The sequence below is a fragment of the Escherichia sp. 20412-1 genome (assembly GCF_003027595.1).
In the GTDB taxonomy this organism is placed as follows: domain Bacteria; phylum Pseudomonadota; class Gammaproteobacteria; order Enterobacterales; family Enterobacteriaceae; genus Escherichia; species Escherichia marmotae.
The window spans coordinates 1-26,329 of record NZ_PYQM01000048.1 but is presented as its reverse complement, the minus strand read 5'-3'; the positions used below and the strand labels follow the sequence as shown (position 1 = coordinate 26,329).

Genomic DNA, 26,329 nt, shown 5'->3' with positions numbered 1-26,329 from the left:
TCTGCGTTTCTCCGGTCCTAAGACATCAATCATCTGTTCTCCAATGACTAGTCTAAAAACTAGTATTAAGACTATCACTTATTTAAGTGATATTGGTTGTCTGGAGATTCTGGGGGCTAGTCTAGTATTGGATGTGCTCTCGCAAAATATTTCAGGCTAAAAGGCTTCTAATCCCCTGTGGTTGTTGTTGAGAATAACTACCTGAGCAATAAGCAGATAGATGCCTGCTCCGCTGAAATGAAGTCCTGTCAGGCGAAAGGCGGTGACTGCGGCGGTATTATCAAAAAGTACGAAGAGTTGAGTACGGCACAGCAGACGCAACTGATCAGTGACTGTGCAGCCGCCCGGCAACCTGCCAGCAGAAATACGGTGATGTACTGACTGACAGTCTGGCGGTGAAGCTGGCAATAGATCGTGCTCTGGGTGAAGATATCCCGATCAAGATGGTCTACGATCTGACGGCGACTTTTGCGCAGCAAATGCAGGCCGAAGGGATTGTCGCGACCAATAAAGTCTCGGAAGCACTCCAGAAAGAATACGGTCTGGATGAAGTTCAGGCGGGAATAGTCGCGAGCGCTGCGGCGTCAGCATTTGGGGGAATTGGTAAGGCTAAAGGGAATTCCCAGCCTAAAATTGAACAAATCCTCAAGCCAGAGAAAAACTGGGAAACTGCTCGAAACAAGGCATTGGATCTTGTAGGTAATTTAGGAGCGGACTCTAAGCCAGTTATCGGACGTTTGGAAGTCAGCGCTGGTAATGGGAAAGTCATAGGGCGGCAATCCAGCGACGGAAAAGTTGGTTGGCGTGTTGCTTCCGATCCTGAAAATCAGGCCATGCTGGTCAGCGGAGGTTTACTGGTAAAAGATAAAACCAAAGCGGCTATATCATTCATGAGTCGCAATACAGCGACTGCGACGGTCAAAGCAACAGAAGTTGGAATGCAGTGGGAACAGGAAAATATGAAACAGGGTATGCTGTGGGAGGATTATGTTGGGAAATCTCTTCCCGCTGATGCCCGTTTACCAAAGAACTTTAAGACCTTTGATTACTATGATGGTGCTACCAAAACTGCTACCAGTGTAAAATCAATGGATACGCAAACTATGGCGAAATTGGCTAATCCGAATCAGGTTTACGGTTCGATAAAAGGAAAAATCGATGCTGCGGCTAAGTTTAAAGAATATGCACTCTCTGGGCGAGAATTAACTCCATCAATGATCTTTAACAGAGAGATACAGCTCGTTATTCCTGCTGACACAACTAAAACACAGTGGGCAGAAATAAACAGGGCTATTGAGTACGGTAAATCTCAGGGCGTCAAAGTGACGGTAACGCAGGTGAAATAATGGCTTTTAATAAAGATCAGGATTACTGGGCGAATATATTTGTTACACCAGATTTTTTGAGTGTTGAAACTTATTCAGGATTAGGAATGACAGGCAGAGATCCATTGTTTTCACCACGTTTATTACAGCCTGATGTAGATGATAAAAGCCTAGGTGAGGAGATCCTACAGGCATTGTCTGACAGCCGTACACTAGATGTTTTGGAAGAGCGAGTAGCTTTTTTCGATCTTGAAAAAAGTAAAGAGCAATATGCAGCTTGGATAGCTACTCTGATGGAGAAGTATGGTTATAGAACTAAACGTGCATTATTTAAAAACATGAAAAAAGTTGGTATCCATCTGGTAAATGATGTTATCACAACCCGGCCTTCATTCCATGAAAAGCTGGAAGCATGGAGTGGTAACAGGATCAATGAATCTGACTATGTGGTGCTTCCTGCAGACAGTTCCCCAACCGAAATCGGCTCAGGTCTTCGCCTGGCCTTGAGTCGCTGCAAAGGTTAACCTAGATATCCCGCCCATCACAGGCGGGATTTTTGTGTGTGCGCCGGGCATGGCGCGTAGCGCCATGCCCGGCGCTGTTCTTCAACTGTGGTGGCTGAAGAACGACTAAGAGGTGAAAGTCCTCCACACACCCGGTGAGGGGAAGTGTTAGCGGAAGGCAAGGGTGTTCATCGCGAGGTGAAATCTGAAGGAAGCTGGATGCAAAATGCTGGCCTGACGAACAGGAAGCGGTTTCCGGCGGCGTAACGTTGCGGAGGAAATAACATGTTACGCGATAAATTTATTCACTATTTTCAGCAATGGCGTGAATGCCAGTTAAGCCGTGGCGAACACTGGCTGACACAACACCTGGCGGGGCGTTCTCCGCGTGAAAAAGGCACGTTACTGGCAGCGGTAGTGCCGGATATTACGTCCTCATCTGGCAGCCGTTGAGCGAACGGATTGAGCAACAGGAGACGATGTTGCAGCAGCTGGTGGCGATGAACGCGCGACTGAAGAGCGCCGCGCCGGATATTATTGCGGCGCGAAAATCCGGCACGACAACGCCAGCACAGGTATCGCGGGTCATCAGCGACAGAGCTTCCGCGCACTCAGTGGTCATTAAGCGAATAGCCGAGCGTGGGGAGAATATTCAGGTCTGGATAGATCCGGTGGTGTTTAATGACCTGCGAACTGGTTAAAAGCACTGGATGAAAAATATGCGCTGCGGGTGACACAAATTGATGTCAGCGCAGGTGAGAAGCCAGGGATGGTGAATGTGCAGCGACTGGAGTTTGGGCGGGGGTAGCGTATTCAGGGAGTAGGTATCGACAGTATTATTCTTCCGAAAGAAACGCCAGTCGAATAAGGGCTGGCGTCGCCTGGCCTTTTATTGCACGTCGTCAATTGCGGCGTGCTGGCTCTTCCATTGATATCTGCTGGATTAAATCGTCTGGCATATGTTCCTGTAAAATACGCCAGAGGTTCTCGGCGGTTCTATTCAGTCGGGTGTTCATTCGGTAAATATAAGCCTGAATGGGGACTGTCAATTTAGCAGCATCAAGGCATATCAGACGTTTGGTCTGTAGTTCATCGACGATCGACCAGATCGGTAACCAGGCAATGCCGTATCCGTTGAGCGCCATATTCTTTAATAACTCGCTCATCGAAGAGATAAATATCGTGCGCCCGGTAATACCTCCAACCTCTGCCAGATGACGATTGACCAACCTGCCCATATAAGATGTGGCGGTATAGTTGAGCAAAGGAACCTGGGGCTGAGTGATATCGAATACAGGGTGCCCCTGTGCGTCGGCGGCACATACCGGGTACAACTCAGATTCAAACAGTTTCAGGCAGCAAAAAGGCGATTGCATAAGATCTTCATCGCGAAACGAAATAATAAAGTCACTCTTGCCTTCGCGTAACGTATTTACGGTCTGGACAACATCAATGGCTTCAACATGATAGACAAATTCTCCGCCATAGGCGGTAAGTGAATGCACCAGTTTGGGTAATACGCTCAGGGATAGTGAGTGCGCGGCTGCAATTTTAATGTTGGGAACGCCGAGTAAACTCTGGCCGTTTAACTCCCCCAAATTGCATTCAAGCTGCTGTAATAAGCTGCGAGTCTGGGAATGAAAGAGCTTGCCCTCTTCGGTTAATTGTAAAGGGGTGGTCGTGCGATCGAATAAAACAACGCCGATCGCTGCCTCCAGCGCCTTAATTCGTCGGCTGAATGCGGGTTGCGAAAGATTACGCTCTTTTGCCGCCTGAGAAAAATGGCGACAGGCTTCCAGTGTCAGGAAATCGTATAACCATTTTGTCTCGATATTCTTCATTACCATGGCACCTGTATTTTCAATCCAAAGACATAATAAAACATCCCGGCAATAAAAATAATGTTCTCAATTCGCACAACCTGGCCTTTATCATTCGTTTTGTGCATAATCCCTTCATTTCCGGTATTGACGTTGATATCACATTTCGCCAAAAAAACGAAATTTTTCCGTCAGATAACCAGAATACATCATCACTATGGTGAATAAGCGGAATGTTCCATAGCTGCATCATGCGTGTCTTGCATCACCTTGTACAACCTTGCATTTCTCATCGCCCATTTCGACTGTTAAAAAAGAGAGCAGCAGTTATTTACCGCGTATTGTCATTAACGTTTTGAGAGGCAGGTATTGTGAAAGGTTTAATTGGTGTACTCGGTGGAATGGGGCCGGCAGCTACCGTCGACCTGTTTAATAAATTTGTAACTTTTACCGCTGCACAATGTGATCAGGAACATATTCCTTTAATTATTTCTTCGATCCCGGATATTCCTGACCGTACCGATGCATTAATGCATCATGGGCGTTCACCATTACCCGTTATGCGTGATTATATGCATAAGCTGGAAGATGCCGGGGCAGAATGCATTGTTATTCCCTGTAATACCGCGCATTACTGGTTCAAAGAATTAAAAGATGCTTGTCATATTGATATATTAAGTATCGTAGAAACTACGATCAATGAAGTTCGCGCCTGTGGTAAAACCCGAATTGGCTTGTTAGCCACCAATGCCACGCTATATATGGGTTTATACCAAAAAGGAATTGAGTCGCTGGGACTTACCTGTGTCAGCCCCGATGCCGACGGTCAGAAAAAAGTGATGGAAAGTATTTATTCCTTGAAAGCTGGCAATATAGCGCACGCACAAAAGTTGATGAATGAGCAGGCTGAAATATTATTTTCCCGCGGTGCAGAAATCCTTGTTCTTGGTTGTACAGAAATTCCGGTTATTCTGGCGCAAGCCGTTAAAGAGCAGCCTTCCCGCTATATTGACTCAACGGCGTCACTCGTTCGTGCCGGAATAAAATGGTACGAAAATCGTGTCGGTAAACATTATCTTTTAACCCAATAATCATTTAAATCGCAGCCAGAAAGTTATTCGCTTTTAACTGAATTATATTTATAACGGAGAACATTATGGTTTGGCTGGAAATTATCGTAGTACTTGGTGCAATATTTTTTGGTATTCGCCAGGGGGGAATCGGTATTGGTTTATGTGGCGGGCTTGGGCTTGCCATTCTGACTCTGGGATTTGGTCTGCCTATGGGGTCGCCGCCAGTCGACGTGATCCTGATTATTATGACCGTTGTTGTGGCGGCCTCAGCCTTACAGGCCGCAGGCGGAATGGATTATCTGGTACGCGTCGCTGGTAATTTTATGCGGCGTAACCCGAAATATATCAACATAATCGCGCCGATTATCACCTGGTCTATGACCATTATGGCCGGTACTGGGTTTATTGTTTTTTCCACGCTGCCGGTGATTGCTGAAGTGGCGAAAGAGTCCGGTATCCGTCCTTCCCGCACGCTTGCCGGTTCGGTTGTCGCTTCGCAGGTTGCGATTTCCGGTTCGCCGATCAGCGCCGCAATGGCGGCTATGCTCACTATTATGGAGGTAAACGGTGTCAGTTTTATTCAAGTGATGTCGGTATGTCTTCCCACCTCTTTTGCTGCCGCGATGGTCGCCGCTTTTATTGCTTCCCGACAGGGATGTGAGTTGCAGGATGACGAGGTCTACCTTGAGCGCCTGCAAAAAGGACTGGTGCAAAAATACGAGAATAATAGCAGCATCAAGCCAGGTGCGACGCTCTCCGTCGGATTGTTCCTGCTGGCGACGGTCGCTATTGTTATTCTTGCTGCCTTCCCCCAACTGCGTCCGGGTTTTGATATCGGTAAACCGATGGAAACACGCGATATCATTATTATCTGTATGCTCTCTGCCGCCTGCCTGATGGTGGTGCTGTGTAAGACGGCGACCGATGCCATTATTCTCACCTCCACATTCCGTGCGGGGATGAGTTCGCTGGCGGTAATTCTCGGCATTGTAACCTTAGGCACCACTTTTATTGATGCGCATTTAACTGAGATTAAAGATATTGCTGGTGATATTTTGCAGGCGTATCCGATGTTGTTGGCGCTGGTTCTTTTTGGCACTTGCGCGCTGCTCTACTCGCAAGGTGCGACCACGCCGTTAATTATCCCGCTTGCCGTCGCGCTTGACGTGCCCACCTGGGCAATTCTGGCGTCCTATGTGGCCGTCACCGGAGTATTTGTACTGCCAACGTATCCAACATCACTGGCTGCCATGGAATTTGATACTACCGGCACAACTCGTGTAGGCAAATATGTGCTGAATCATCCATTTATGCTGCCTGGGTTGGGGGGAATTATTGCTGGAGTGGCATTAGGCTTTGTGATTGCGCCAATGATTATTTAGCACTATCAAACATCAGTATCGATGGTTTATACACAATAAAGACAGATATGGCGGAATATAGTCTGTTGTAAGCGCCAACAAAGAATAGGGGAATTCCGCCATGTCTGAACATCTTCACAATATGGTATTAAGTGTTGTCGTTTAATGATTTATTTCTTGGTTATGTTGTGTATTAGTTGCATCTATCGCTTTTTTATACCATTTTTCAGCCAGTTGTGGGTTTTTCTCTACCCCCAATCCCAGAGAATAGATATCACCCAGAGCCACAAAACTGGGGGCAGTGATGTGATCCATTCTGTTGATATGTTTAAGGTAAAGGTTTATCGCTTGTTGATAATCACGTTTTACACCGTTACCTTGTTCATAAAGTTTTGCCAGACGGTATTGTGCTGTAATATCATTATTTTTATCACCTTTTTTATAGTATTCTGCCGCTTTTTTATAATCCTGAGTGACCCCTAATCCTCTTTCGTAAATAATTCCAAGATAACGTGCCGCTTTCATTTCTCCGAGGGCATCAGCCTGCTTAAAAAACGCTAATGCTTTTGTATAATCAAAAGGTACGCCGTAGCCGTTAAGGTATAAAATCCCTAAGCCCAGTTTTGCGCGAGAGTTACCACTGGCTGCTGATTTTGTTAACCATTCAAAAGCCTGAGTATAATTTATCGTCTGATTGTTGTTTCCGTTTAGATACGCTTCGCCTAATCTGGCTTGCGCTTCAGCATCTCCCTGAACAGCGCGTGTTATTATTTCATTAATACTCATTTTTTCAGGAATATTTGCATATCCGTATACAGAGATAAATAAAATTGCGAATAATAGTTTCTTCATGCGGTCTCCCGGAAAATGACTGCCAGCACGATATCCGATGACAGTCTGGGCTGTTTTTTTATTGTTTGCGTTGGTTAAATAACCATTCCCGAACAGGCTCGATGCTGTAAGCAATACGCCATGTGTTACGATGTCCGCTTGCACCTTCTCGTGAAGAGTATTCATCAAATACACTGTCTTTGATAAAGGCGGTATAACGGATATTGCTTTGTTCTTCAAACAACATGTCGGCAGCAAATCGATATTGCTCAGGATCCCATTGACCATTCCATGCTGCCCTGGAAACCTTTCCACCAGATTGCTCAAGACGTTCAGTAATAGTGTTGAAACTGGGAAAAGCTCCTTCATCATCTTCTGAGGCCATAAACCACAATTTGTTTTTAGCTATTGGTGCAACCTGTTCTGCATCCCATTTTCCTGCAACCAGGTAACTCGCTGTGAAAAAGTCAGGGTATTTGATATTCATTGCGATGGCCAGCATACATCCCCCTGACTGACCAGTAACATAAATACGTTCAGGATCTATTTTGTGTTTTTTTATCAGATGCTGAACAAGATTTATTGTTGTATCAAGCAATGGTGAAGTACGCCAGTCATCATCAGCAATTATTTCATCATACTGAGGAGCTAAAACATAGCAGGGACGTTTTTGTTGTTCTCTTGGTTCTGCCCAAATTACTGCGCCCAGTCCCTGAAACAGTGTTGTTGTAACTTGTGCGCTGGTAGCTCCAGCATCGTGCATAAAAAGAACCAGTGGTAATGGCTTATCTTGTTCTTCGGGAATAAAGAAATTATATTTTAGTGTTTTTCCACTTTCATTGTCTTTGTATTCATCTTGTCTAAAATTATCCACCACCAGATTGGAAACGGCGTTAGTTTCCAGCGTGATGTTTTGTGTAATCACTGTAGCAGAAGCATCTTTATATTTAATAGTTTGGTTTAGTTTTTCTCCTGCAACCCAGGAGGGTTTACCTTCTCCTTGCTTGTGGGGTGTTTTTTTTATTGTGTGGTCTGTTATAGTTTCTTGCCATTCATTTTGTGGTTTGCTGTGCTCCAGTTCAAGAATCACGAATTTGCCTGATTTTGCTTCAACCAAATCTGTGGACTGGCTGACAAATATCTTATCAATATGATGATCTTTTACGTCAAATGCTGCTGTTGAAAGGTCTTTTTTATTTACAGTTTTTTCGAATTCTACCGCTATTGCAATAAGTCTAACGCCATCACCAAAGACTTGCGTAATAGCTGTAGCATTGATTGCCTTGTTGTTTGTGTTGGCGAATACAATGTGAGGCATTGAGACAATTAAAGCACCTGCAATACTTTTAATTAAAAACTCTCTACGTGTCGGCATAAATTCTCCCTTGTTTTGATAAAATCAGACGGGTATCAGTATGGACAAAAATTATAATGTCTTCAATTTTATATTTCCGGTTTATGTTTTCCTGGAAATGTAATGATTTTGTTGTAAATTATATGTGATTATATCGTTAACTTATTTTTAGTGCTAACTCTGTACCTCGTTTTATCGGTAATGTTACAGAAATAAAACCATTCTGTGGGTTACGAATATAATCTAAAAAATCAGGCTCTGCATTGTCATTTAATATATATCCACCTACTCGCAGTTGTGGCGCAACGATCTCAGTAACCTGACGAGCAAGGCTTGGGCCGTCAGCAAGAGGAAAACCGTCAATAAGAATAAAATCAACAGGGCCACCAAGATCTTTCAGGGTTTCTCTCGCATCACCGACACGAATATCAACAAAAGATGTCAGGCCGACTTCTGCCAAATTTTTGCACGCCATTTCTGCCTTTTCCTGGACCATTTCAGAGCCAATCACCAGTCCTCCACCGTTATCTTTCATTGCTGCTGCAAAATAGAGTGCTGACATACTTACAGACGTAGCAAAATCGACAACACGAGTGGCTTTCATTGCTCGACAGAGCAAGTAGATTAGCTCTCCTTGCTCAGGAGAAATGGAAAAACCATAACGGGAAAATTTTTCAGGATCGAGTGCCGGAGCGTCGAGAAACAGTTCCTGCGGAGGATGTTTGCGTTCATTATTCATACGTTCCAGAACACGTATAACCTGCGGATCGCGAATGGGACAGACGCTATTATTTAATCGATTCATGAATAAAGACCTGTATGTTATGAAATGGATATTACCTGGTTGTTTTCATATGTCATGTTATGATTATTGCTCATGTTGTCAGTATAGTGATACGATTTTTGGTACTGGTCAAGTACCAAAAAAGAATGCAGGAGCAAAAGTTTTTGATGAATGAGAGCGAAGTGAAGAGACCTGTACGACGGGGAAGGCCAAAAATCGCGGGACTTGATGAGCGTAAAAAAGCAATAGTTATTGGGGCGTACAGTGCCTTCATTGAGCTTGGATTTGCTCAAACCTCAACCACAGAAATTGCCCGCCGGGCAAAAGTATCAAAAAGAACGATTTATGAAGTGTTCAGCAATAAAAAAGAAATTTTTTCTGAAGTTATTAAGGAATATAAAGCACTGTTTCTCGATCTTCCGAGACCGGAAAATGAAGAGCTCCCTCTTAATGAAGCTCTGTTTCGCATATTCCGATTAGATATAAGTCAGGAAGATGCTAAAGAGAGAGAAGCGTTATTAAAATTAATGACGCGTGAGTCTATTCTCTTTCCAGATCTTTCAGACTATTTATATGCAACTAAAACACTTCGCTCAAGAGAACTGTTAATTGAGTGGTTGGATATTCAGCAAGCTCAAGGACGCATTACTGTTAAAAATACGGGGAATTGTGCGGGGATGTTAATGGATATTGTTTTTGGTGCATTGATTCCACGTCGATGGGTTTTGGATCTGAACGAAGATCAGACATTAACACCTGAAGGTCGTCAGCAGCAACTAGAGGAAATAAAAGAGCGTATCGAAACCGTTATACAAGGGATCAAAAATAGTATTTGATGGGTGTATTTTAGGCCAACAGGGCATTCATTGTAAATTGACCTTGCATTGGACCTTGAAAAGTTGAAAATTACTCGTTTTTATATGAGGTGAGTTCTGATATAAAGCACGAGCTAATCCTCATGCTGCATATAAACAAACTCATCATCAAAGGGAACACTTTTTTAGTTAACCATCGTTGATGATGGTGTCAAAAAGTGATGAGAAGTGCCGGGAGAGAAATCTTCCATCCATTTTGTTAATCCGGAATGACACCATCAACGATAAGTTGTAACAAGCCCTGAGAACAATGCTCTATTCGTCCACGGATGCGATAAACATTAGCCAGATTCTCTGGCGTAATGACCTCTTTGGGTTTTCCACTGGCAATAAGTTTGCCTTTTTTTAACATAACGACATAATCACCATATCGTAGTGCAATATTTAAGTCGTGAACTACCATAATGGTGACTATATTGCGATTACGAGTCTCACTTTTTACTAAATTCATAACATGGAACTGATGGTTTAAATCTAATGCACTTAGTGGCTCATCCAGTAGTAATATCGATGGATTACGGACCAATGATTGTGCCAAACCGACGAGTTGTCGTTGTCCTCCGGATAGTTGATCCAGATAACAAAAGGCCAGATGTTCTATCCCCAGTTGTTTGAGAATAGCTATTGATTGTGTTTTTTCATGTTTCCCGCCCATCTTTGACGCGCGTAGGGAAACCAGAATAGATTCCAACACATTCAGATGCACATCATGTGGTAAAAACTGTGGCAAAAATATTGTACTGTCGGCACGCGCAGAAAATGGCATTTGCATTAGGTTGACACCATCAAGAAATACCTTACCGTTGGCATTATTCAGTCCCGCCAGTGCACGTAACAATGTCGATTTACCGCAACCATTTGGTCCCAGAATGATTGTTATTTTTCCTCGTTGCAGTTCAGGTAAACTAAGATCACATATTACGTTTTTTCTCTGATAACCTGCATTTAATTTATGCAGTGAAAGACCTTTCATAACAAACTCCTGCGATAGCGCAGAATAATACTAATAAATAATGGAACACCCACAAGCGAGGTGACGATGCCTATTGGAATAATGACACCCGAAATAATGTTTTTCGAGGCAATTGAAGCCAGTGAAAGAACCAGACCTCCGGTTAATACACTTCCTGTTAGATAGAAACGATGTTCCTCACCAAATAGCATCCGGGAAATATGTGGAGAGACAAGACCGATAAAACCAATCGGCCCAACAAAGGCTACCGATAATGCTGCAAGCAAACTTATACGTAACAGGGAGGAAAGACGCAGTTGCTGTGCATTGATACCAAAACTTAACGCTCTTTCTTCTCCCATGCGTAATGCCGTAAGTTGCCATGAGCGGGAAAATGACCATAAAAAAACAATGATAAATACGCCTGATAAAATACCCAGTCTGTTCCAGGATGCACGAGCCAGGCTTCCCATTGTCCAGAATACCAGCCCCTGGAGTGTATCCTCATCCGCAATAAACTGCATTATTGCCACAAGAGCATTAAACGTGAATACCAATGCTATACCCAGCAGAATCATGCCTGAGCTTGCTATTCTTAGCCAACGAGACATGCTATCAAGTAATAACGATGACAGAAGAGCAAATATAAACGCGTTTGCAGGAACAAACCATGCTGCCGATATACCAGGAATACCAATTCCTAATACAATCGCCAGAGCTGCACCAAATGCTGCCGCAGAAGAGACTCCAAGTGTAAAGGGACTTGCCAATGGATTGTTGAGGATAGTTTGCATTTCTGCCCCCGCGAGTCCTAGCGTCATGCCAACCAATAAAGCCATTAAGGCGTAGGGTAATCGTATTTCCCAGACAATGACATGGACGCTGGTATCACGACTAAACGGATGAGCTAAAGCATGCCTTAGCTCACTGACTGGCAAATTGGAAGAGCCCAGTATGATGTCCAGAAATAGTGAGGAGAGCATCGCCAGCGTTATTATTGAAATCAGTATAATCCGTTTATGTACAAGTTGATGGTACTGATATTTTATCGTCTCAGGCGATGGTGAATGGATAGGGTGCGGCAACGTAACGACTCCTTTGTCTTTGCTATTATGATCATGCGTATTCAGGGTTACAGATAACGGAATTGAAAACCTCTGCTGAACACATAAACGTCACATTCTCTACATATGGTCACATCAAAAATATACCGGAATCGCTTTTCCCACAGCCTGACTGGTGCTACCATTTCGATATATAGTTATTTATATACCGATTTGTAGTGTGATGGAATATGAAAATAAATAATAAGTTGTTTTTATTACTGATTTTTTTGCTTTCTTTATCATTTACTACGCAAGCTGAACGAACTTTCACCGATCAGATTGGTCGGGAGGTGAAAGTACCCGACAAAGTTGATCGTATCGTGGTGCTCCAGCATCAAACGTTGAATCTTTTAGTGCAGATGAATGCAACTGATAAAATCGTTGGTGTTATGTCAAACTGGAAACAACAGCTTGGCAGTAATTATGCACGTCTTGCGCCAGAACTGAGCAACAAGGCGTCATTAGGCGATTTAACCCATGTTGATGCCGAAAAATTGGTGGCTTTGCATCCGCAAGTCGTTTTTGTCACCAATTATGCTCCGCAGGAAATGATAGATAAAATCAGTAGTCTGGGAATTCCGGCAGTAGCGATCTCTTTGCGGCATGACGATGAGGGGGAGAGAAATAAACTTAACCCAGTCATGGCAGATGAAGAACAGGCTTACGTAAAAGGGTTATATGAAGGGATTATGCTGATTGGTAATATAATCAATAAGCCTGAAGAAGCTAAAGCGTTAATCAAGGCAACTGAAAATGGCTGCAGAATGGTGAGTAACCGGCTGCAACTTCTACCCGAAGAGCAGCGTGTTCGTGCCTATATGGCGAATCCTGAATTGACCACTTATGGTTCCGGAAAATATACAGGATTAATGATGAAACATGCTGGCGCAGTAAACGTCGCCGCTTCCACCATTAAAGGTTTCAAACAGGTCTCGATAGAGCAAGTCATTGAATGGAATCCTCAGGTAATTTTTGTGCAGAATCGTTATCCTGCTGTAGTGAATGAAATACAGTCAAGCCCACAGTGGCAGGTAATAGATGCTGTCAAAAATCATCGTGTTTATTTGATGCCAGAGTATGCCAAAGCATGGGGCTATCCGATGCCCGAGGCTATGGGGATTGGGGAATTGTGGATGGCGAAAAAGCTGTATCCAGAAAAATTCAATGATGTTGATATGCATAAAATAGTCAATGACTGGTATAGAACGTTTTACCGTACTGATTATCAGGGTGAAGACTAATGCGAGTGCTTGCTGCGGGCAGTTTACGCCGGGTATGGAAATCACTTGTGTCAGAGTATCAGGCCGATAATATACAGTGTGATTTTGGACCAGCGGGTATATTAAGGGAGCGTATTGAGGTGGGTGAGGCATGCGATTTTTTTGCATCAGCCAATATGACTCACCCACAGATATTAATGTCCGCAGGACGAGCATTGTGTATTAAACCTTTTGCCAGAAATCGTTTGTGTTTGTATGTTCGGGCGAATAAATTCAATGAGAATGACGACTGGTATTCTTTATTAAATCGGGAAACATTGCGAATCGGAACATCAACGGCGGGATGTGATCCATCTGGTGATTACACTCAGGAACTGTTTGAAAATATGGGGAGTGTCGGTGAAAAAATAAGGCAACGGGCTGTAGCATTAGTTGGGGGGAGGCATTTGTTTCCTCTTCCAGGAAATGCGATAGCAGCGCAGTGGTTAATTGAAAATGATTATACTGATCTGTTCATCGGTTATGCCAATTACGCTCCTGGCTTGCAATCAATTGATTCAGTAAAAGTTATAGAAATACCGGAACCTTATAATCCGATTGCTATCTATGGATTTGCCTGTCTGACCGATAAGGCCCTGCCACTTGCCGACTTTTTAGTTTCACCTGTTGCCAGAGGTATACTTGAACAGCATGGGTTTATGCCTCCAGGTACGTTATAGCCCCCTGTCTTACAGCTGTCTCTTGATCAGATCTCCTGATCAAGAGACTTCATCACCAGGTAACCCTCAACCATATCCTGCATATCCTGAAGTCTGAACCAGCCATCCCACATAACTACCCAACCGGGGCGGCCTGTGCGTTTGCTGTCATGCCATCGCCCCAGTTTCGCCAGTTTCAGACAGGCCCATTTCAGTGTCGGCGTCTGTGACGGAAGCGGTTTTCCTTCCAGCTTAACCCACAGCAGTTTCCACTCTGTCGGCGTCAGTATTTTCTCACAGCTGTCATTTTGTGTTTCTTCACTGATACCGCCCTGCCGCAGGCCCAGCACCCGCACCGCGATAAACGCCTTGATAACCACCATGCGCTCGAGGTTATCCCGGGTCTGCATTCGCAGCGATTCCACACATGTACCACCACTTTTCCACGCCTTGTGGTATTCCTCTATCAGCCAGCGTCGCTCGTAATGGCTGACGATACGTCGCGCATCGGCGGCACTCGCCACTTTTTCTGACGTCAGCAGATGCCAGCAGGCGCCGTCCTCTGCCTGCTCCCGGCAACAGACATACGTGAGCGGGAGCGCCTGGCCGCTGTTGTCGGGATTTTTTATGCTGACTTCGCTGTAACTGATGAACATCCGGGCCTGGCGGGCTGCCCGCCCGCCTTTTTGCATCACATTCAGCGTGTGGCTTCCCGCGGTTGCCAGGACTTCCGGCAGTTCGAAGAGCTTGCCGGGTGCTTCTTCCAGCCGGCGATTCTGTGCTGCACGCACCACGAAGCGCTGCCCGTGGCTGACTTTATAATGCAGGTAATGCCAGATATCCGCTTCCCGGTCACAGACAGTGATTACCCGTTTCTGTATCTCCCCCAGCCGTTCGGCCATGCGCTCCGAAGCCTGCTGCCAGCGGTAACTTTCTTTTTCTTCACAGGGTCGTTCTTTTCGCTGGTGCTTAACACCGTAGGTGTCCGTGGCACGACTCCAGCGCTGCTGTTCGATAAGACCGACTGGCAGGGCGCTGTCGGGGGCGTACATCAGGACAGAGTGAGCCAGCAGCCCGCGCGTCTTCGGGTTAGTGGTGGTATTCCCCAGGTCATCAGATGCCGTACTGTGACTGAAGTTAATGGTGGTGGTGTCTTCCAGCGCGAGGAGCAGCGGATGAGCCTCACATGCCCTTACAGTGGCGGTAAATCCGGCTTCGGCAATGGCTTGCGGGGACACAGACGGGTTACGTATCAGGCGGTACGCACCTTCAACCTGAGCAGTGGACTGGGATGATTTCACAATAGAAAGACCTGCATGCTGAGCGAGAGAAGAGGCCAGTGACACAAGGCGTCGTGTACGACGCGGATCACCGAGACGGGCATGTCCAAACTGCTCGTTAGCCCATGAATAACAATCAGAAAGTAAACATTATGAACAAGCTCACAAGTCTGATGGTTAAATTTTATAATGCTCCTTACTAAGACCGTATTTTTTCATTCTGAGATAGAGTTTTTTCCGTGGGATTTGTAAATATTCAGCAACCTCATTGATACGCCCCTGATGGATATTAAGTGCCTCTGTGATTATCTGTCGCTCAGCGTCCTCCACTCGTCTGTCAAGCGGTGTCGGGGTTCCGACGTGCATCAACGGATTTGCTGTTTCTGCCAGCGGTAATACTCCTACAGTAAATAGTTCTGCTGCATTGGCCAGCTCTCGCACATTATTTGGCCACATGCGGCGCATCATCTCTTTGAGCATCTCTTTTCCCACTTCCGGAACAGGATGGTTAAGCCGTTGACATGCTTTACAAAGGTAATGGCGAAACAGTGGTTCAATATCATCGGGGCGTTGAGTTAATGGCAGGCAAGCGATTTGTGTCATTGCAAAGCAGTAATAGAGCTCCGCGATGATATGGTTGCTGGCGGCCAGCTCGACCAGCGAAGTGTCTCCAATACCAATCAGGCGAAAAGGTCGGTGTTCCTGGCTTTGTAACTGAACCAGATGGTACTGCTGTTCACGCGTCAGGTGTTCAGGATGGCTGAGCACTAATGTTCCCCCCTGAGCCAGCGCAATGAAATCATTAAGCTGTGGTGCATTGTCTGGTGTCAGCTCGCGGTAGATAAATTCGCCTTGTGCATTACGTCCAAATTGGTGCAGATAACGTGCACCGGTCATCCGTCCTGTGCCTGGGGCACCGTAGAGCCAGACGGCAATATCTGTTTCAGACAACTGCTGTAAACGTCGCCGATACTGATTTATCCATTCACTTCTCCCTATCAACTCCACCTGCAACGTCTGTTGGCAATACTGACGACGCGCAATGATTGATTGACGCTGGCGTAGCGCCTCTTCAACCAGAGAAAGCAATTTGCCGGGATCAACCGGTTTTTGCAAAAAATCCCACGCGCCTTTTTTTACCGCATCAACTGCCATTGGCACGTCGCCGTGCCCGGTAATAAGCAGAATGGGGATCTGTTGATCATCCTGGTGAAATAACATCATCAAATCGATACCAGAGCAGCCAGGCATACACACATCACTTAGCACAATGCCTGGCCAGTCTGGTTGTATCCACGTCTGCGCCTCAAAAGGATTGTTACAGGCAAAAACCCGATAGCCTGACTGTTCAAGTAACTGTGTGTAGGCGTCCAGCACGTCAGCATCATCATCAATCAGCAGAATCGAATATTCACTACTTAGCATCTTCCACATCCGTTAGTCTGAATTGCAGTACCACACAGGCATTCCTGGTCATCGTTGATGCCAGCCGTAATTCACCTTTCATTTGCTCCATCAACGACACACAAATTGAAAGACCAATACCCAGTCCTACTTCTTTACTGGTGGTAAACGGCTTCAATAACGAAGGCAACAATGCCTCAGGCCAGCCCGGGCCATTATCGCCAATGAATACGTTCAGCGTTTTACCCTGCATTTGCCAGTTAACGGTAATGACAGCGCCTTGCCCACAAACATCAAGCGCATTCGCCAGTACGTTAACCAGTACCTGCTGGGTTCTGACCTCATCGCCTGAAACTGTGGCTGTACCTTGCGGCAGAACAAGCGTAGCTTGCAAAGGGCGATGACGCATGGCCAGAAGTTCCCAGGCCGCACTGAACATCTGTGCTAAATCAACGGAATGGAGTGATATTTCCAGTTCGGCGCGCCGGGTAAACTGCCGTAGTGAACGGATAATGGCGTCAATGCGACCAATCACCCCTTCGGCTTTACCAAGCATCATGCTGGCCTGTTCTGTCTGGGTCTGTTCAATGGCCCTGCGGGCTGTAAACAGATACATCGACAGCGCATTTAGCGGCTGATTGATCTCGTGGGCCAGCGTGGTCATCGTTTGCCCGACTACCGCCAGCTTCGCTGTCTGAATCAGTTCGTCCTGGGTGGCTCGCAGATCGGCTTCTATCACCTTTCGATCGGTAATTTCTTGTTCAAGTTGCTGTTTTTGCACATTGAGCTGCCCGAGAGTATGGCGTAATAATCCTGCAATTCTCCCCAGTTCATCATTCCCATAAACAGGAATAGCCGTTTCCGTGCCTCCCAGACCAATTTGCACAACGGCCTGATTCAGTAGGGTAAAGCGTTTCACCAACCGTGAGCGGATAAAATAATGGTTGAATACCCATGCCAGCAGTAACGCCAGTGCTGTCGCCACCAGGATCAGCCCACCGCTAACGCGAACAATTTGTTCCATTCGTTGATTAAACATCTGCATTTGTTGATGAGTACTGCCAAGCTGCGCTTCCAGTAACGTTCTGAAGCGACCCAGTGTCGCTTCCCTGGTGCGACTGGCATCCTCTAAGGCTTTTTGGGCGGTGACATATTCACGCATCGTAGCCGGCATTTTGTTTTTTACGATTCCCATATCCAGCAATTCATCGATGGTCTGCCTCAGGGTAATGGTGCCAGGCCAGTCATCCAGCATACGTATATTTTCATCTGCCGTTTTTTTCAGATTTTCAAAATAACGGATATGAGTTTCCACCTGTATGTCGTCATCACGTCCTGATTTGAGCTCATTGAGTCTGTCACGCAGATCGTCAACAATCTGATTTTCAATGCGTGCCAGGGTATAAACCTGCTGCTGTTCATTTTGCACTTCACGAGATCGCTTCAGGTATTGCGCCGTATCGCCCAGTCGGGAGGCGATTTGATCCAGCAGCGTTCCCTGCTGCCAGGTGAAATCCTGCACTAAAGAATTAAGCTCGGTAGTAAAATCATCGTGTAACCAGTCAATCCGCGCTGATAGCTCACTCACCTTTTCCCGTAGTAAAAACATGTTGTAAAGCGCACGATCCAACTCGGATAACAGTGATCGACTGTCCTGCAAAATGACCGTCAGTTGTTGGCGTTCCCGGGATGACAGTCCCCGACTAAGCCGTTCTATGGTGTCGAGATGCTGAATAATCTGGGTACGAAGTTGCAATCGCACCGTGGTGTTGGGAGCCTGCAAAAATTCATTTAGTTGGTCTACCACCAGATTCAGGTTCCCTTCAATAAGGAAAGCAGAGTGAATACGGGGAAAATACTCATCCAGCGAGTAACGAATTTGTGAGCTTTGTTCATGCCATGAATACAGACTGACACTACTGACAATCAGGGTCAGAAGTGCCCCCATCAGAAATGCGCAACGTAAGCTGGTACTGATACTGACCTGTCTTAAACGCTGCCACAGCGTTATGTTTTTCATTTCAGCTCTTCCAGTTTTTTTATCGCCAGGCGCTGGTTATTCAGAAACCAGAGTTGCCATTCCATCATTTGCTGCTCGGCAAAGCTTTTGTTATCGAACTGTGCCAGCCAGACGGGATCTTCACTACTGGCCGCTGCAACGGGCACTTGTGTTAACAGTGCACGTATTTCTGGTAATGGTTTCTTCAGACGTGCCTCGGTACTGTGCAGCGCTCGCCAGGCATCTTTTAGCTGTGCTAACCGAAAGCTAATTGCCGTATCAAACAAGCGCTGCACCAGACGCTGACGTTTCAGGATAAGGTGATAATTCAGCGGGGGTTGATTCATCAGGAGCTGTTGTTGCGTTGCCCGCGGATTGTCTGCGGCAAGTGGTGTCACCGGATATTTTCCTGTATTGGCATCGGCCAGAATACGCTGTCCTTTCGGACTTAACAGGTAGTGAATAAAGCGACGGGCTGCATCGGCGTGTGGGCTTTTCCTGAGAATTGCAATGTAGGTGGGGGATACCGCAGACCGGGGGAAATAGGTAAAAGAGAGATGGGGGTCATTTAACAGTAAATTAGCATAGTTATCGATAACGGGGCCGGCAACGCCGAGTCCGCTTTTTATTTTATCGGCTACGCCAAAACTGCGGGAGGAGATTGTCACCAGGTTTCCTGCACTTGTCAGCAACGTTTCCCATCCTTTCACCCAGCCTTTTTGCTGTAGTAATGACTCAACCATTAAATGGTTAGTATCTGAACGCGACGGACTACTCATCAATAAAGCGTCCTGATAGATCGGCAAAGCAAGATCGTCCCAGTCAGCAGGGGCAGGAAGGTGTTTTACAGAAAGCGCCGGACGATTAATGAGCAGACCAAAACCTGATATTGCTACTGCAACGGAGGTTGCACGGATCGACTCCGGCACCAGGTTTTGGCTTTCTGCGGGTGCATCATCAAACGGGGCCAGTTTCTGGTGCTCCTGAAGGTGCTGGAGCAGCATTGGTGATGAAGTCAGGATAAGATCGACGTTTTCTACGTTGGCCGTATCAAGCAACTGTTCCAGTGAGGCACTGGTGCGGTTAAGCGTACGGATCATTACCGACTCAGGCTCTGTTTGCCAGCGCTGTATTATCCACGCGGTAGCTCCGGGTGAGAATGTGGTGGCCATCACCAGTTCATTTCGTTGAGCCCTGACGGCCCCGGCGTCCATCAGCAACAGTAAAAGAATCATGGTTTTGATGCCGATTTCGCACCAACTAAAAAATCGGTTTGTGATCCAGGTCATAAATATTAATACACCGCAAAAATCGCATTGAGACAAAAATTACCCGCTTCAGACACTTCGTCTGATAACACGTCTGCTCAAAGAGACCGTTAATATATTAATCAGAGATTACCCGATAATCAGCATGAGATTTGTTAATATCCGCACATGCTAACAACAAACCAGATAAAGCATAAATCTACCTTGTCTATGCATCAATAAAATGGGTCAAAAACAGGCTTTGATTTTATTATTTTGTGTCAATTGTGACACATTTTTTCAGTTTGATGTTTCATCTCAATTATATGACTCTCATTGTCAGAATACTCCTGATGTTCATATCAATATAAAATACAGGTGAAGACATGTTATCAATATTTAAAACGGGGCAATCGGCGGATAGTGTTCCGGTGGAGAAAATTCAGGTGACATATCGTCGCTATCGTATGCAGGCGTTACTTAGCGTATTTCTGGGGTATCTTGCATACTATATCGTGCGTAATAATTTCACTTTATCGACGCCTTATCTTAAAGAGCAATTAGATCTCAGCGCCACACAAATTGGCGTACTGAGTAGCTGTATGCTTATCGCCTATGGTATCAGCAAAGGAGTGATGAGTAGCCTTGCCGATAAAGCCAGTCCGAAAGTCTTTATGGCGTGTGGGCTGGTGTTATGTGCCATCGTTAACGTTGGCCTGGGATTCAGCACTGCATTCTGGATTTTTGCGGCATTGGTTGTTCTGAATGGTCTTTTCCAGGGAATGGGCGTTGGTCCTTCTTTCATCACTATTGCTAACTGGTTCCCTCGCCGGGAGCGTGGTCGGGTTGGTGCTTTCTGGAATATCTCTCATAACGTCGGTGGTGGTATTGTTGCCCCTATTGTTGGTGCCGCTTTTGCCCTACTCGGCAGCGAGCACTGGCAAGGTGCGAGCTATATCGTTCCGGCCTGCGTGGCTATCGTTTTTGCGGTAATTGTGCTGATTCTCGGTAAAGGTTCCCCACGTCAGGAAGGTCTACCCTCTCTGGAAGAGATGATGCCGGAAGAAAAAGTCGTCCTGAATACCCGACAGACGGTAAAAGCACCAGAAAACATGAGCGCCTTTCAGATTTTCTGCACTTATGTATTACGCAACAAAAATGCCTGGTATGTCTCACTGGTTGACGTATTTGTATACATGGTGCGCTTCGGGATGATTAGCTGGTTGCCTATTTACCTGCTGACGGTGAAACATTTTTCTAAAGAACAAATGAGCGTCGCGTTTTTATTTTTTGAATGGGCCGCAATCCCTTCCACGCTACTTGCCGGTTGGTTGTCAGACAAACTGTTTAAAGGGCGTCGTATGCCATTGGCGATGATTTGTATGGCGCTGATTTTCATTTGCCTGATTGGCTACTGGAAAAGTGAATCGCTGTTTATGGTGACAATTTTTGCTGCCATTGTTGGTTGCCTGATTTACGTTCCACAATTTCTGGCTTCCGTTCAGACTATGGAGATCGTTCCCAGCTTTGCTGTTGGTTCTGCAGTAGGCTTACGCGGTTTTATGAGCTATATCTTCGGTGCGTCTCTGGGCACCAGCCTGTTTGGTATTATGGTCGATCATATTGGCTGGCATGGCGGATTTTATCTTCTTGGCTGCGGTATTATTTGTTGCATCATTTTCTGCTGGTTATCACATCGTGGTGCAATTGAACTTGAACGTCACAGAGCCGCATATATAAAAGAACACTGATTACCTTCCCCAGGGCCGTCTCCCTGGGGAGTGGAGTATATTATGATTTATAAGATATCTGGAAATCAGAGATTAATATGGAAATTTTATAAGACTGATGACAATAAATGGAGATGGTATTGTCATGAGAAAAATGGATATCTTTTGTCTCAATCAGATAACGCATATAATTCGCAATTGTTATGCATTGAAAATGCTAAAAAACAGGGATACTCAGACGAATCGGTCTTGCCACTTTTTCTACATATTTCCTATATTCAGGAAAAAGGCTGGAAATGGTATCAATGTTATGATTGTGGATATATTGTAAAAGAAACCTCTGTTTTTTTTTCGACATACCAGGAATGTGTCAATGATGTTAAAAAGAATATACTAGCATCTATGTGTAGTGGTTGTAGTGGCACAGTAAATTTGGCCACCTGATTAAAGGTGATATTCTCACCACAACATAAAACAACAAGAAAACAAAGCGTACCTTCTCTCCTGAGTTTAAACTGGAATGCGCCCAACTTATCGTTGATAACGGTTACTCATACCGGGAAGCTACTGAAGCTATGAATGTTGGTTTCTCTACTCTGGAGGCATGGGTACGTCAGCTCAGACGGGAACGTCAGGAGATCACGCCTTCTGCTGCAGCACCACTCACATCAGAGCAGCAACGTATTCGTGAGCTGGAAAAGCAGGTGCGTCGTCTGGAGGAACAAAATACGATATTAAAAAAGGCTACCGCGCTCTTGATATCAGACTTCCTGAATAGTTCCCGATAATCGGGAAACTCAGAGCGCATTATCCGGTGGTCACACTCTGCCATGTGTTCGGGGTTTATCGCCGCCCCGTCACCCTGTCTTACGTATCCTGTACGCACTGTCTAATTCTAAGGGAGGTGCGTATGCTTTCTGTTCCAGCATCATCCTGTCGTCTGGTCGGTACTTTGGGGATGCTGTTTCTTTTCACCCTTGCCATACCCGTTCAGGCGGCTGAACGCCGAGGCTTAGGTCGAGCAGGGTAGTAGAGTGGTTTTTTTAACGGCTGGACACTTAATCCCGGACCGTTACGTGCTGGTTGATGCTCATCAACAGCCTGTAGATTTCACTCAAGGTGAATATGGGTTACTGCTGGCGTTGGCTCAAAACTCCCGACGAGTCTTAATCTGTGAGCAATTGCTGGATTTGATCCACGGTGAGACCACTGAGGTATTTGATCGCACCATCGATGTATTGATAATGCGTCTGTGTCGCAAAATAGAGATCAATCCCCATTGGTGTTTTGCAAGTCCGATACAACGGTTAGCCAGCTTCTGGTCGAACTTGAGCTGAAGGATCTTAAAACAGGTATCCATAGTGCTCCTGGATATTCTCTTTTTGGACATTGACGTCTCCATTGGTTTAAACACGGCAATGGAGACTGCGGTGAAAAGAGTTAATTCCCGGAGTGACTGGCTGGATGCCAATCAATGATCGGAAGCATGCCAAACTGTGAACGGAGATGGATGCCGCCAAATCATGATCGATTCAGATGCCATATTTGCAATATCGCGTTAATCGTCAGTTCAGCCGGGATATATTAGCGGGCCAGGAATCCGGGAAAATGCCACCTGATTGCCACCAGACAATTTATTCTTCAGAAAGAAAAAAGTTAATTAAGGCGGAGGTAAAATCATGGACTTCATCAGAACGTCCTATAATCGTTAAATGGCATCTCCTGTCTCCAAACCGCCCCAGAGTTTCTGCAAAGCAGAGCGCTCTTCGTGGGTCAGGTGATTATCAGGGGCTGCCAATACACCGGAACTCCAGTAGCTGATAAACTCCAGATTGATGCTTCCTGCGGCCTGGTTCCAGAGCAGAGCCATGTCAGGTCTTCCTGGTAGCCAGAAAAAGCCTTTATTACGATAATTACGTAGCGTTCAGGGATGATCTGCTAATAATATTCTGTCGATCCGCTAAGTGTCAGTGTATGCGGTAAGCCCGCCCTTGAGTCACTATTTGGCAACTGCTACATCTAAGGTGACGTTATTCGCTGGCGCCGATATTTTCTCGATGGGAGATAACCCTGCACACTATGCAGTGTAATACTCGAGCTACTTCAAGGTTACGCAATTCAGTCTTTACTGCCGTTCTTACATTCGATTTGGGTATGAAGGCTTTCATCGTTTTAACACCTTTCTGCAATTCCATTGTTCTGAGAACTTTCCACCGCTGTTGTACAAGGTACATGGCACAGTTGTGTCATTAACTTCTGTATTTCGTCAGTGAGAACCCGGTGATTACGTAGTTCATCTTTTGTCCAGTGGATTGGTTGCCGTATAAAGGATCTTATCAACAAAGCACAGTTCCTCTATGTCAGCGACGACGTAGTGCTATGGCTCTTTCCCAAATGCCCATTTCTGACTGTTCCTGCAACGCCGGTTAGCTGTCACTATTTTTATGGATTCGATAAGAAATCTTCATCATGTATGATCGATTTTGTCGATCGATTCGATCTAATTTTCTCCTTTTACCCTGCCTTTTGCATGGTTTTAAAATAGGAAAAATTACTTGTTATTCGTGGAAAGTGATGGCGGAGATAACTGAGCTTAAAACGTTTCTCTTGTCTCCGTCACTTGCCATACCAGCCAGGAAAAGAAGATGTCAGCACAAGAAAAAACAGTACAGATTGATTCTTTTGATGCGAAATTTTTAGATATAAATACATTAAGCAAGCTTATTTATGAACGTAAGAGTTTTGTGATCGAAAATGTTTCCGATGTTAGTGAAACGGTAAAAAGAGTGGAGCATGAAATAGAGAAAACGAAATTAAGTTGTCGTGTATATACTGAGTACAGGAGTACAGCTTTAGCTGGTTCTTTATGGTCACCAACCGTAATTCTGGGAGTGGCGAGTGCAGTAGCAATAGGTGTTCATAATTTATCTACATGGAACCCCGATTATGAAATCGGTAAGAACTATATTAAACGGAGATTATCGGTAAAATATAAAAAGGCAGAAGTATTGTGATCGGTTACTCCAGTGCCCCTGCCTGTTTGTATTCTGGGGAGGTTGTATTCACATAATTTCAGACAGGCGTTCACGTCCTCACTGAGAAGATATATTTATTTTGTGTAGAGTAAAAGTCTGGCTTCCGTAGTGTGGAGTGTTGAGGCTGCCTTTAGTCCGGTTTTTAAATATTAAAAATATATATTAAAATGATGATACAATAATGGAGATAATTGAAATGAGTAAGGTTTTTGTTGTTTCAGTGGTGGCCGCAGCCTGTGTATTTGCAGCAAATGCAGGTGCTGAGGAAGGTAAAAGCGGTTTTTATCTGACCGGTAAAGCCGGTGCCTCTGTGGTGTCACTTTCAGACCAGCGTTTCCTGTCAGGAGATGAGGAAGAAACATCAAAGTATAAAGGCGGCGATGACCATGAAACGGTATTCAGTGGCGGTATTGCGGCCGGTTATGATTTTTATCCGCAGTTCAGTATTCCGGTTCGTACAGAACTGGAGTTTTACGCGCGTGGAAAAGCTGATTCGAAGTATAACGTAGATAAAGACAGCTGGTCAGGTGGTTACTGGCGTGATGACCTGAAGAATGAAGTGTCAGTCAACACTCTGATGCTGAATGCGTACTATGATTTCCGGAACGACAGTGCATTCACACCATGGGTATCCGCAGGGATTGGTTACGCCAGAATTCACCAGAAAGCAACCGGTATCAGTACCTGGGATTATGAGTACGGAAGCAGTGGTCGCGAATCGTTGTCACGTTCAGGCTCTGCTGACAACTTCGTATGGAGCCTTGGCGCGGGTGTCCGCTATGACGTAACCCCGGGTATCGCTCTGGACCTCAGCTATCGCTATCTTGATGCAGGTGACAGCAGTGTGAGTTACAAGGACGAGTGGGGCGATAAATATAAGTCAGAAGTTGATGTTAAAAGTCATGACATCATGCTTGGTGTGACTTATAACTTCTGACGACACTGCTCCTGAACGATAATACGTATATTTAGCAATTAAGATAATTGTGTATCTTCTGCAATTAAACAGAAATACCCTGCAGTCTATTACTGCAGGGTTATCTGTTTCACAGATAATTTCTGATTTTTATTATCCTGTTCTCTTCATAATAATGTTGTCGATATACTCCGATGAATATCAGAAAACTGTTTTGTCCGGGAAATACACCCCGGATTTTATTGTTTTTGTTCTTTTTTGTTGTTTCTACAATAACCACAATTGCATGCGGATACACTGAGAGGAATGCAACAGGAAATGTGCTGCTTCTGTTTCTCCTTCTGCTCCTTGCACACAGAAATACCCTCACATCCATTACAGCTCTGTTATTTCTGTTCTGTTGTGCACTGTATGCGCCTGCCGGTATGACGTACGGTAAAATCAACAACAGTTTTATTGTCGCGTTGTTGCAGACCACAACTGATGAGGCAGCGGAGTTTACCGGGATGATTCCTGTTTATCATTTTCTGGTCAGTGCCGCGATTCTGGTATTCATGGTGATTTTCTGGCGAACACACCACCGCGGTCACCGTAACTGGCTGGCACTGCTGCTGTTCGTATTATGCTCAGTAAACAGCTGGCCGTTGCGGATGGTTAAAGGAACTGTTGTGGGGACAACTGACACATTGGTAAGCGTCAACAGAGCGCCGTATTGACACTTATTTATCGGTGAAAACTACGTTCCATGGCAGCAGTTCGTCAACACGGTTGGAGGGCCATTCCGGCAGTACGCTCAGGATATGGCGCAGATACGCT

At 45.3% G+C, this 26,329-nt stretch carries 19 protein-coding genes and 8 pseudogenes; 15 read left to right on the top strand and 12 right to left on the bottom strand.

The window, feature by feature from the left end:
* Window positions 1-186 precede the first annotated feature (186 nt).
* The 4 genes and pseudogenes from C7B16_RS25680 to yghD form a co-directional block, all read left to right on the top strand.
* A pseudogene (locus tag C7B16_RS25680) lies at window positions 187-824 on the top strand (hemagglutination protein); the annotation flags it as partial.
* Window positions 810-1,346 (top strand): annotated as a pseudogene (locus C7B16_RS25675) (hypothetical protein); the annotation flags it as partial. The pseudogenes C7B16_RS25680 and C7B16_RS25675, both read left to right, overlap by 15 nt.
* Entirely contained in the window at window positions 1,346-1,849 is a 504-nt protein-coding gene (cdiI4, locus tag C7B16_RS21165) for a CDI system immunity protein CdiI-o11 (RefSeq protein WP_042057828.1), read from the top strand. The pseudogene C7B16_RS25675 and the gene cdiI4, both read left to right, overlap by 1 nt.
* Window positions 1,850-2,113: 264 nt before the next feature.
* Window positions 2,114-2,636 (top strand): annotated as a pseudogene (gene yghD, locus C7B16_RS21155) (GspM family type II secretion system protein YghD).
* Window positions 2,637-2,730: 94 nt separating this feature from the next.
* On the opposite strand, the gene hypT reads toward yghD, so the two are convergent.
* A complete protein-coding gene (hypT, locus tag C7B16_RS21150; RefSeq protein ID WP_042057797.1) occupies window positions 2,731-3,669 on the bottom strand; it encodes a hypochlorite stress DNA-binding transcriptional regulator HypT in 939 nt (312 codons plus the stop codon).
* Between the two features lie 350 nt (window positions 3,670-4,019).
* Between hypT and C7B16_RS21145 the strand changes: the two genes are divergently transcribed.
* On the top strand, window positions 4,020-4,739 hold the full coding sequence (locus C7B16_RS21145; protein ID WP_042057794.1) for an aspartate/glutamate racemase family protein: 720 nt from the start codon (window positions 4,020-4,022) through the stop codon (window positions 4,737-4,739).
* A 65-nt stretch (window positions 4,740-4,804) separates the two neighbouring features.
* Window positions 4,805-6,103 (top strand): anaerobic C4-dicarboxylate transporter, encoded by a 1,299-nt coding sequence (locus tag C7B16_RS21140; protein ID WP_000262203.1) that lies wholly within the window; start codon window positions 4,805-4,807, stop codon window positions 6,101-6,103.
* Window positions 6,104-6,244: 141 nt separating this feature from the next.
* Here the strand turns inward: C7B16_RS21140 and C7B16_RS21135 are convergent, their stop codons facing one another.
* From C7B16_RS21135 to C7B16_RS21125, 3 genes are all read right to left on the bottom strand, one after another.
* On the bottom strand, window positions 6,245-6,934 hold the full coding sequence (locus C7B16_RS21135) for a tetratricopeptide repeat protein (protein ID WP_107180097.1): 690 nt from the start codon (window positions 6,932-6,934) through the stop codon (window positions 6,245-6,247).
* Window positions 6,935-6,992: 58 nt separating this feature from the next.
* Window positions 6,993-8,288: a PHB depolymerase family esterase gene (locus C7B16_RS21130; protein WP_001143169.1), complete on the bottom strand. Its 1,296-nt coding sequence runs from the start codon at window positions 8,286-8,288 to the stop codon at window positions 6,993-6,995.
* 136 nt (window positions 8,289-8,424) lie between these two features.
* Window positions 8,425-9,006: an O-methyltransferase gene (locus C7B16_RS21125; RefSeq protein WP_224922625.1), complete on the bottom strand. Its 582-nt coding sequence runs from the start codon at window positions 9,004-9,006 to the stop codon at window positions 8,425-8,427.
* 212 nt (window positions 9,007-9,218) lie between these two features.
* Between C7B16_RS21125 and C7B16_RS21120 the strand changes: the two genes are divergently transcribed.
* The gene (locus tag C7B16_RS21120) at window positions 9,219-9,887 is read left to right on the top strand and encodes a TetR/AcrR family transcriptional regulator (RefSeq protein ID WP_042057791.1); all 669 of its coding nucleotides are present in this window, start codon (window positions 9,219-9,221) and stop codon (window positions 9,885-9,887) included.
* A 238-nt stretch (window positions 9,888-10,125) separates the two neighbouring features.
* Here C7B16_RS21120 and C7B16_RS21115 read toward each other — a convergent pair whose 3' ends face one another.
* On the bottom strand, window positions 10,126-10,899 hold the full coding sequence (locus C7B16_RS21115; RefSeq protein WP_107180096.1) for an ABC transporter ATP-binding protein: 774 nt from the start codon (window positions 10,897-10,899) through the stop codon (window positions 10,126-10,128).
* Entirely contained in the window at window positions 10,896-11,963 is a 1,068-nt protein-coding gene (locus tag C7B16_RS21110) for a FecCD family ABC transporter permease (protein WP_029130986.1), read from the bottom strand. Before C7B16_RS21110 ends, C7B16_RS21115 begins: the two co-directional genes overlap by 4 nt.
* 209 nt (window positions 11,964-12,172) lie before the next feature.
* Between C7B16_RS21110 and C7B16_RS21105 the strand changes: the two genes are divergently transcribed.
* Window positions 12,173-13,225, top strand: coding sequence for an ABC transporter substrate-binding protein (locus tag C7B16_RS21105; protein ID WP_000700642.1), 1,053 nt, complete (start codon window positions 12,173-12,175; stop codon window positions 13,223-13,225).
* The gene (locus C7B16_RS21100) at window positions 13,225-13,923 is read left to right on the top strand and encodes a substrate-binding domain-containing protein (RefSeq protein WP_107180095.1); all 699 of its coding nucleotides are present in this window, start codon (window positions 13,225-13,227) and stop codon (window positions 13,921-13,923) included. The genes C7B16_RS21105 and C7B16_RS21100 overlap by 1 nt, the downstream gene beginning before the upstream one ends.
* Before the next feature lie 26 nt (window positions 13,924-13,949).
* On the opposite strand, the pseudogene C7B16_RS21095 reads toward C7B16_RS21100, so the two are convergent.
* The 4 genes and pseudogenes from C7B16_RS21095 to pgtC form a co-directional block, all read right to left on the bottom strand.
* A pseudogene (locus C7B16_RS21095) lies at window positions 13,950-15,329 on the bottom strand (IS4 family transposase); the annotation flags it as partial.
* Between the two features lie 30 nt (window positions 15,330-15,359).
* Complete coding sequence (pgtA, locus tag C7B16_RS21090) at window positions 15,360-16,607, bottom strand: two-component system response regulator PgtA (RefSeq protein WP_001350112.1); 1,248 nt, start codon at window positions 16,605-16,607, stop codon at window positions 15,360-15,362.
* Window positions 16,597-18,606: a two-component system sensor histidine kinase PgtB gene (gene pgtB, locus C7B16_RS21085; RefSeq protein ID WP_000790440.1), complete on the bottom strand. Its 2,010-nt coding sequence runs from the start codon at window positions 18,604-18,606 to the stop codon at window positions 16,597-16,599. Before pgtB ends, pgtA begins: the two co-directional genes overlap by 11 nt.
* Window positions 18,603-19,820: a phosphoglycerate transport regulator PgtC gene (gene pgtC / locus C7B16_RS21080; protein ID WP_106378739.1), complete on the bottom strand. Its 1,218-nt coding sequence runs from the start codon at window positions 19,818-19,820 to the stop codon at window positions 18,603-18,605. The genes pgtB and pgtC overlap by 4 nt, the downstream gene beginning before the upstream one ends.
* Before the next feature lie 398 nt (window positions 19,821-20,218).
* Here pgtC and pgtP point away from each other — a divergent pair, with 398 nt between their 5' ends.
* From pgtP to C7B16_RS21060, 3 genes and pseudogenes are all read left to right on the top strand, one after another.
* A complete protein-coding gene (gene pgtP, locus C7B16_RS21075; protein ID WP_000948759.1) occupies window positions 20,219-21,583 on the top strand; it encodes a phosphoglycerate transporter PgtP in 1,365 nt (454 codons plus the stop codon).
* Between the two features lie 429 nt (window positions 21,584-22,012).
* Window positions 22,013-22,412 (top strand): annotated as a pseudogene (locus C7B16_RS21065) (transposase); the annotation flags it as partial.
* A 192-nt stretch (window positions 22,413-22,604) separates the two neighbouring features.
* Window positions 22,605-22,842 (top strand): annotated as a pseudogene (locus tag C7B16_RS21060) (winged helix-turn-helix domain-containing protein); the annotation flags it as partial.
* A gap of 285 nt (window positions 22,843-23,127) precedes the next feature.
* Here the strand turns inward: C7B16_RS21060 and C7B16_RS21055 are convergent.
* Window positions 23,128-23,474 (bottom strand): annotated as a pseudogene (locus C7B16_RS21055) (GTP-binding protein); the annotation flags it as partial.
* Window positions 23,475-24,207: 733 nt separating this feature from the next.
* On the opposite strand from C7B16_RS21055, the gene C7B16_RS21050 reads away from it, so the two are divergent.
* The 3 genes and pseudogenes from C7B16_RS21050 to C7B16_RS21040 all read left to right on the top strand — a co-directional run.
* Entirely contained in the window at window positions 24,208-24,576 is a 369-nt protein-coding gene (locus C7B16_RS21050) for a hypothetical protein (protein ID WP_001275822.1), read from the top strand.
* 217 nt (window positions 24,577-24,793) lie between these two features.
* Window positions 24,794-25,534 (top strand): outer membrane protein, encoded by a 741-nt coding sequence (locus tag C7B16_RS21045; protein WP_059251996.1) that lies wholly within the window; start codon window positions 24,794-24,796, stop codon window positions 25,532-25,534.
* Between the two features lie 173 nt (window positions 25,535-25,707).
* A pseudogene (locus C7B16_RS21040) lies at window positions 25,708-26,217 on the top strand (phosphoethanolamine transferase domain-containing protein); the annotation flags it as partial.
* 15 nt (window positions 26,218-26,232) lie between these two features.
* Here the strand turns inward: C7B16_RS21040 and C7B16_RS21035 are convergent.
* On the bottom strand, window positions 26,233-26,329 hold a 97-nt coding region (locus C7B16_RS21035; protein WP_143192617.1), incomplete at its 5' end, for a transposase domain-containing protein.